General features: G+C 65.6%; 6 protein-coding genes. 3 read left to right on the forward strand and 3 right to left on the reverse strand.

The genetic code is table 11. The features are described from left to right. Positions 1-29: 29 nt before the first annotated feature. From purB to mnmA, 3 genes are read right to left on the reverse strand one after another with little or no spacing between them, the layout of a single operon-like run. Positions 30-1,394: an adenylosuccinate lyase gene (gene purB / locus Q427_RS10140; protein ID WP_043513535.1), complete on the reverse strand. Its 1,365-nt coding sequence runs from the start codon at positions 1,392-1,394 to the stop codon at positions 30-32. A 59-nt stretch (positions 1,395-1,453) separates the two neighbouring features. Then, positions 1,454-2,092: a high frequency lysogenization protein HflD gene (gene hflD, locus Q427_RS10145; RefSeq protein ID WP_043513524.1), complete on the reverse strand. Its 639-nt coding sequence runs from the start codon at positions 2,090-2,092 to the stop codon at positions 1,454-1,456. Next, positions 2,089-3,201 (reverse strand): tRNA 2-thiouridine(34) synthase MnmA, encoded by a 1,113-nt coding sequence (gene mnmA / locus Q427_RS10150; RefSeq protein WP_043513526.1) that lies wholly within the window; start codon positions 3,199-3,201, stop codon positions 2,089-2,091. The genes hflD and mnmA overlap by 4 nt, the downstream gene beginning before the upstream one ends. 144 nt (positions 3,202-3,345) lie before the next feature. On the opposite strand from mnmA, the gene Q427_RS10155 reads away from it, so the two are divergent. The 3 genes from Q427_RS10155 to Q427_RS10165 form a co-directional block, all read left to right on the forward strand. Then, positions 3,346-3,951 (forward strand): TetR/AcrR family transcriptional regulator, encoded by a 606-nt coding sequence (locus Q427_RS10155; protein ID WP_043513528.1) that lies wholly within the window; start codon positions 3,346-3,348, stop codon positions 3,949-3,951. Between the two features lie 57 nt (positions 3,952-4,008). Then, positions 4,009-4,998, forward strand: a complete 990-nt coding sequence (locus tag Q427_RS10160; RefSeq protein ID WP_081785932.1) for an efflux RND transporter periplasmic adaptor subunit — start codon at positions 4,009-4,011, stop codon at positions 4,996-4,998. A gap of 88 nt (positions 4,999-5,086) precedes the next feature. After that, the coding region (locus Q427_RS10165; protein ID WP_043513532.1) for an efflux RND transporter permease subunit at positions 5,087-6,602 on the forward strand (1,516 nt) is incomplete at its 3' end.

Genomic DNA, 6,602 nt, shown 5'->3' on the forward strand with positions numbered 1-6,602 from the left:
CTCGTCTCCGATAAAATGTTGCAGCTGCCTCAGAGCCTTCTGGCCTGTTCCTCGGCGTTGCCGATGTAGGTACCCGGCGTCAGCGCCTTGAGCTCGCGCTTGACCTCGGCCGGCAGTTCCAGCGTATCGATGAAGGCGGAAAAGCCGGCCTGGTCGATCCGCTTGCCCCGGGTCAGCTCCTTGAGCTTCTCGTAGGGCTTCTCGATGCCGTAGCGGCGCATCACCGTCTGGATCGGTTCGGCGAGGACCTCCCAGCTGGCGTCGAGATCCTCGGCCAGGCGCGCCGGGTTGGCCTCGAGCTTGGAGATGCCCTTGAGTGCCGCCTGGTAGGCGATCAACCCATAGGCCAGGCCCACCCCGAGATTGCGCAGCACCGTGGAGTCGGTGAGGTCGCGCTGCCAGCGCGAGATCGGCAGTTTCTGGGCCAGGTGGCCGAGTACGGCGTTGGCCAGGCCCAGGTTGCCCTCGGAGTTCTCGAAGTCGATGGGGTTGACCTTGTGGGGCATGGTCGAGGAGCCGATCTCGCCCTCCACGGTGCGCTGCTTGAAGTAGCCCAGCGAGATGTAGCCCCAGACGTCGCGGTCGAAGTCGATCAGGATGGTATTGAAACGGCACACCGCATCGAACAGCTCGGCGATGTAGTCGTGGGGCTCGATCTGGGTGGTGTAGGGGTTGAAGGTCAGGCCCAGCCCCTCGACGAAGGTGCGGGCGTTGGACTCCCAGTCCACCTCCGGGTAGGTGGCCAGGTGGGCGTTGTAGTTGCCTACCGCGCCATTGATCTTGCCCAGGATCTCGACGCTCTCGATCTGCTTGAGCTGGCGGCGCAAGCGATAGGCGACGTTGGCCATCTCCTTGCCCAGGGTCGTCGGGCTTGCCGTCTGGCCGTGGGTGCGCGAGAGCATCGGCTGGGCGGCGTGCTCATGGGCCAGGCGAGCCACCTCGTCGGCGACCTGGTGCATCACCGGCAGCAGGCTCTTCAGTCCGTCGGTGAGCATGACCCCGTAGGAGAGGTTGTTGATGTCTTCGCTGGTGCAGGCGAAGTGCACGAACTCGGTGACGGCATGCAGCTCCGGCTGGCTTTCGATCTTCTCCTTGATGAAGTACTCCACCGCCTTGACGTCGTGGTTGGTGGTGCGCTCGATGGTCTTGATGCGCTCGGCGTCCTCCAGGGAGAAGTTGCGCAGCAGGCTGTCGAGGAAGGCGGTGGCTTCCGCGGAGAGTGGCGGCACCTCGGTGATCCCGGGCTGCTCGGCCAGGCGCTGGAGCCAGCGGACCTCGACGACGACCCGGGCGCGGATCAGGCCGAACTCGCTGAAGTGTTCGCGCAGTACCTCGGCCTTGCTGCCGTAACGGCCGTCGACGGGTGAGAGGGCGGTGAGTGCTGAGAGGGGCAGGGGAGCGGCTTGCATGGTTGGGTTTCCGGTACGGTGGTAAAGGAGAGGGGAGTGGGTGGTCAGCCCAGTTGATCCAAGGTGTTCTTCAGGGCGCCGCGCTGGAAAACCAGCTTCCAGCGCCGCCCGCCCTGCTGGTGCCAGAGCAGGGCGAAACGAATGCCGGCGAGGAGGATGGCGCGAACCCGTTCGGGCATCATGCGGCTCTGCAGCAGGGAGGGGTCGCCCTGCACCACGATGCGGGTTTTCAGCGTCGAGAGCGTTTCCTGATAGGCCTCGCCGAGGCTGGCGATGACATTCTCGTGGGTGGCACCGAAGTGCTCGGCCTGGCCCTGAATGCGAGTCAGGCGCTGGCCCAGTCCCGCCATCATGTCGTCATCCTGGCGTAGCTTGTTCATCAGCAGCAGCAGGGTAAAGCCGTAGCGCAGCACCACCGGGTTGGACTGCTTTCGCCCCACCACCGCTTCCAGCACGTCGAGGCCGCGCCGAAGGTTGTTGGGGTGGCCGCCATAGATGGCCTCGAAACTGTCGGGGTTGGTATCCAGGGTGGCGCGAATCAGGGTTTCCCAGGCACGCGGCTCCACCTGGCCGGTACGCGCCAGTTCATCGACCAGGCTGGCGGCCTGGAACACGCCGGCCAGGGCCAGGGCCTGGCGAGCGGTGGGTGAATCCGGGATTCGGTGGATCGGGGTTGCGGTCATGCGGCTGGCTCCGTGGCTTTCCAGGTGGCGCGGATCACGCCGCCGCCGAGGCAGATGTCGCCGTCGTAGAGCACCAGTGATTGGCCTGGGGTGACGGCACGCTGAGGGTCGTCGAAATGCACCTCCACGCCACCGTCGGCGAGGGTTTGCATCCGGCAGGGCACATCGGTCTGCCGGTAGCGGGTCTTGGCGGTATAGCATCCTGCTCTTGCCGGAGGCTCGCCGGCCACCCAGTCCATCGCTTCGGTAGCCAGGCTGTCGCTGTACAGCAGCGGATGGTGCTTGCCCTGCACGGCGACCAGCACGTTACGCTCCAGATCCTTGGCGGCCACATACCAGGGCTCCTCGGGGTAGTCGGCGAGCCCCCCGATGCCGAGTCCCTGGCGCTGCCCGAGGGTGTAATACATGAGGCCCATATGCTCCCCGATGACCTGGCCCTCGGGGGTTTCGATCACACCCGGCTGGGCCGGCAGGTACTGCTGCAGGAAGTCGCGGAAGCGTCGCTCACCGATGAAGCAGATCCCGGTGGAGTCCTTCTTCTTCGCCGTGGCAAGCCCGTGGCGCTCGGCAACGGCGCGCACCTCGGGCTTCATCAGTTCGCCCACCGGGAAGAGGGTGCGGGCGATGGCGGCCTCGGGTACGGCATGCAGGAAGTAGCTCTGGTCCTTGTTGGCATCGAGGCCCTTGAGCAGCCGCGGGCGACCGCTGCGGATCCCCTGACGAACATAGTGACCGGTGGCGATTTTCTCGGCGCCGAGCATCTCGGCGTACTCGAGGAACACCTTGAACTTGATTTCCCGGTTACACAGGATATCCGGGTTAGGGGTCCGCCCGGCCTTGTACTCGGCCAGGAAGTGTTCGAAGACGTTGTCCCAGTACTCGGCGGCGAAGTTGGCGGTATGCAGCCGGATGCCGAGCTTTTCACAAACGGCTTCGGCATCCGCCAGGTCGGCCTTGGCGGTGCAATACTCGGTGCCATCGTCCTCGTCCCAGTTCTTCATGAACAGGCCTTCGACCTGATACCCCTGCTCGAGCAGCAGCAGGGCGGAAACGGAGGAGTCGACGCCGCCGGACATGCCGACGATCACCTTGCCTGGGGTGGCGGTCATGGATGCTCTCGGTTGAGTGGGCCGCAAATGGGCGGAGATTATACCTTATCTTGTCGTGGGGCTTCGACCATCGCCCGTCGCAGGAGACAGCGCCAAGCTTGAACGCGTATTGACCGGTCGGCCAGTTAGTATTACATTGCCAACATGAACAAACCAGCGACGACACGAGATCCCGAACTGACTCGCCTGCGCATTCTCGATGCGGCGGAGGTCCTGTTCGTGGAGCAGGGTTTCTCCGCTGTCAAACTGAGTGTGCTGGCGCGGTCGGCGGGCGTTACCAAGAGCCTGATCCATCACCACTTCGGCAGCAAGGAGCGGCTCTGGGAGGCGGTCAAGAATCGCGCCTTCGAACGTTACTTCACGGCCCAGATGGCGATGCTGGAGGAGGCCGGCGAGCCGAACGCTGAGCTGCTTCGCAGCTCAGTGGAAGCCTACTTCTACTTCCTGCGCGACAACCCTGGTGTCGTGCGGCTATTTGCCTGGACCCACCTGGAGGGGGACAGCCACTGCAGCGCGCTCGACAACCAACTCGTCGGGGCGGGAGCCGAGTGGGTGCGCCAGACCCAGATGCGAGGCTTGTTGCGCCAGGATATCAATCCCACCCATGTAATCGCCGTCTTCGTGATGACCTGTACCCAGTGGTTCGAGGCCAAGTGCCACCATCAACATTGGCCGGGCATGGGCTCCGACGAGGCTTTCCTCGAGGATTTCATGAAGGTCTTCATGGAGGGCGTCCTGCCCCGCGACTGATTATTTTGCGTCGATAATTGACTGGTCGGCCAGTTTGTCGAAAAGGAAATCAACAAGATGAGACATAGCCGAAAAGCGGGCATGGCAATGGCAGCGCTGGGGCTGTTGACACTGCTGGGAGGCTGCGACGGCGCACCGGCCGCCAGTCAGGCGGCCAATGGGTCTGTCGATACCCGGGCCGTCGTGCGTGTCAGCGAGGTGCGGAGCAGTGCCGCCGAGGAGCGGCTTCGCTTCCCCGGTATCGTGCGCCCGAGGGATCGGGTGTCGCCGGCTTTCCTGCATGCCGGGGTGCTCAGAGAGCGCCTCGTGGTGCGTGGTCAGCGAGTCGAGGAGGGTGAGCCCCTGGCTCGCCTGCACAATCCCGCCCTGGCACCAGTCCTGGTCGGGGCCGAGGGGCGGGTGAGGGAGCTCGATGCGCATCTTGCCAGGCTGGGCAGGAATGTTGAGCGGGCCCGGGCGCTGCGTGAGCGCAACCTGGTCGCCCAGGAGGAGCTGGACCGGCTGGTGTCGGAGCGAGAGGCCACCGCCCAGGCCAGGGAGCAGGCGGTGGCTTCCCGTACCGAAGCCCGGGCCCAGGTCGACGAGATGACGCTGCGGGCTCCCTTCGCGGCCGATGTGGCTGACCTGTTCATGGAGCCGGGCGACTTCGTGGCTGCCGGTGTGCCGGTGCTGGCGCTGTCCGGTGTCGATGGCGTGGAAGTGACGATTCGTGTCCCCGTGATGCTCGGTGCCCGGCTGGACGCAGGGATGGAGGCCCAGGTATCGCCGGCATTGCATGAGGGCCGCTTCCCGGGGCACATCAGCAGCGTCGGACGAGCCGATACCACGCTGGTGCCGGTGGTGGTCACCCTCGATTCGACGTCGAGACTGTCCCCTGGGGAGTCGGTGCAGGTACACCTTTCCGTTCCCATGGCGCCATCGCTGCAGGTGCCGCTTTCGGCGGTGCAGGACCCCGGGGGGCATGTGCCTATGTGCTTGTCCTCACCGATGACGGGACCGTGCAACGGGTTCCGGTGGCGCCGGGGAGGCTGGGGAACGACTGGGTGACGATCGAGGCTCCGCTCGCTCCCGGCGACCGGGTGGTGGTGGCGGGCCAGGGGCGCCTCCAGCAGGGCGATGCCGTGCGGGTGCTGCCATGAAGTGGCTGTTGGCCACGCTGCAATACAGGCGCCTGGTGCTGACCGTGACGGGACTGCTGGCGCTGATCGGGCTGACCGCCTGGCTGACAATGGATCGTCAGGAAGACCCCTTTTTCCCCTACCGCTTCGGCCAGGTGTTGGTGCCCTATCCCGGCGCGGAGCCGGAACAGGTCGAGCGCCTGGTCCTCAATGCGCTGGAAGAGGAGCTGGCCCAGGTCGAGGAGGTCAACGAGCTTATCGGCACGGCGCGGTTGGGGGTGGCGCATGTCAACATCGAGATGCACGAGCATGTCTATGACACCGACGCCGCCTGGGAGCAGATCCGCATCGCGGTGAATCGAGCCTCGCGGAAGTTTCCTGACGGAGCGGGGGAGGCCGAGATCAGCGACCGGGACTCCGACGCCCACGGCATCGTCCTGTCGGTGACCGGCTCCGCTGATCTGCTCGAGCTGCGCGAGGCGGCCGAGCGGCTGCGGCGCGACCTGTTTCGACTCAAGGAGATTGCGCGCATCGACCTGCTCGCCGACCCCGGGCAGCAGGTCGTCGTCAGTTGGGACGATGCACTCGCGGAGCTGACCGGCCTCGATGCCCGGGCGCTGGGCGATCAACTGGCCGCCCGCAACCTGACCTCCGCGGGAGGGAGTCTCTCCAGCGGCGGCCGCTCGGTGGTACTCGACCCCGTGACGGAGTTTGCCAGCCTCGAAGAGCTGGCCATGACGCCGATTCACACGCGGCGCGGCGAGGCCATACCGCTGGGTGAGCTGGCCGACGTCAGGCTGTCGCCACGGGAACCCGCCACCGAGCGCATCTGGCATGATGGCGAGCCCGCCGTGGCGTTGGGCATCATCCTTTCCAACGAGCGAGTCAACGCCGTCCGTTTCGGCGAATCCCTGCGCAGCCTGCTCGAGGAGGTGCGTCCCGCCTACGCGCCACTGCAGATCAGGGAGATGTTCTATCAGCCCCGCTGGGTGGAGCAGCGGCTGGCCGAACTCGGTTTCTCGCTGCTGCTGGGCATTTCCATTCTCGGCGTACTGCTGTTCCTGACCATGGGCCTGAGGCTGGGCTTGGCGGTGATGTTGATCGTGCCGTTGGTGACCTTCTCGGCCCTGGCCATCTATGCCATGGGGGGCGGCATCCTGCACCAGATCGCCGTGGCCGGCATGGTGATTGCGCTGGGCATGCTGGTGGACAACGCCATTGTCATGGTGGAGAACCTGCAGTGGCATCGCGACCGGGGGCTCTCGGCGACGGAGGCCGTATCGCATTCGGTGCGGGAGCTAGCCGCGCCGCTGCTGGCGGCTACCGGCACCACCCTGGCCGCCTTCGTGCCGCTGCTGCTCTCCAGCGGCAATACCGCCGACTTCACCCGGGCGATACCGATAATGGTGATGCTGACCCTGGTGGTCAGTTACCTCTACGCCATCTTTGTCACCCCCGTCTTTGCCGCCGGCATTCTCAAGCCCGGCGGCGGCTCGCAGCGGCGCAGCCTGGCGGGCGTCGGCCAGCGGGTCG

It is taken from the genome of Halomonas sp. BC04 (assembly GCF_000568385.1).